This window comes from Sphingomonas sp. YR710, from assembly GCF_900101455.1.
GTDB lineage: Bacteria > Pseudomonadota > Alphaproteobacteria > Sphingomonadales > Sphingomonadaceae > Rhizorhabdus.
This window is the reverse complement of the sequence record NZ_FMZJ01000046.1, coordinates 1-1,059: the sequence shown is the minus strand read 5'-3', so window position 1 is coordinate 1,059 and position 1,059 is coordinate 1. Positions and strand designations below refer to the sequence as shown.

The 1,059-nt window shown below is 62.2% G+C and carries 1 protein-coding gene; it reads left to right on the top strand.

What is annotated here, in order from left to right; all coding sequences use genetic code 11:
* Positions 1–94: 94 nt before the first annotated feature.
* Positions 95–1,043 (top strand): IS630 family transposase gene (locus tag BLS13_RS20195; RefSeq protein WP_093454821.1). Its coding sequence is split into 2 segments (ribosomal slippage): positions 95–457 and positions 459–1,043, totalling 948 coding nucleotides; the frame shifts between segments, so codons are not numbered across the junction.
* Positions 1,044–1,059: the final 16 nt, after the last annotated feature.

The window sequence follows — 1,059 nt, the reverse complement described above, 5'->3', positions numbered from 1 at the left end:
TAGAGCGCACTGTGAATAGCTTGAATCGAGGGTGGATTCCCAAAGCGGCCTGGATGTGATTCAAGCTTTGGGCTGGGTTTGGAGGCCAGCCCTTATGCCACGAGCCTATTCTCAAGATTTACGCGACCGCGTGATCGATGCGGTTGTGCGCGGCGGCGAGACCCGCCGCTCTGCGTCGCGACGTTTTGGCGTGAGCGAGGCGTCGGCGATCAAGTGGGTTCAGCGCTATGAGCGCGTCGGGGACCGGCGCTGTGCGGGGACCGGCGGCCATCGACCATCGAAGGTGAAGCCTGAGCGCGACTGGTTACTGGCGGTGATCGCGGCTGAGCCGGACATTACGTTGGCGGCCTTGTCGGCACGGTTGCTGGCCGAACGCGGCGTGCGAGCAGATACGGGCATGTTGTCGCGCTTCTTCGTCGCAGAGGGTATCAGCTTCAAAAAAAAGCGTGCTGCCCTCAGAACAGGATCGGCGCGACGTGGCCCGACGCCGGGCGAGCTGGAAGCGCTACCAGGGCCGGCTTGATCCAAGGCGCCTGGTCTTCATCGACGAAACCTGGGCGAAGACCAACATGACGCGCACCCATGGTCGTTGTCGCCGGGGCGAACGGCTGCGCGCCAAGGTGCCGCATGGCCATTGGAAGACGCTGACCTTCCTCGCTGCACTCCGCTGTGACCGGATCGACGCGCCGGCCGTGATCGACGGCCCGATCAACGGGCAAAGCTTCCTCGCCTATGTCGAGCAGTTCCTGATCCCGACGCTCAAGCCGGGCGACGTCGTCATCCTCGACAATCTCGGCAGCCACAAGGGTGAGGCGGTGCGCAAGGCCGTTCGGGCGGCTGGCGCAAGGATCCTGTTCCTCCCGCCTTACAGCCCCGACCTGAACCCCATCGAACAGGTCTTCGCCAAGCTCAAAACGCTCCTGCGCAAAGCGCAGGAGCGATCCGTTGAGGCAACCTGGCGGCGCATCGGACAGCTCCTCAATGCCTTCTCACCTCAGGAATGTGCCAACTATCTCAAAAACTCAGGCTATGCGTCAATCTAATCACAAAATGCTCTAA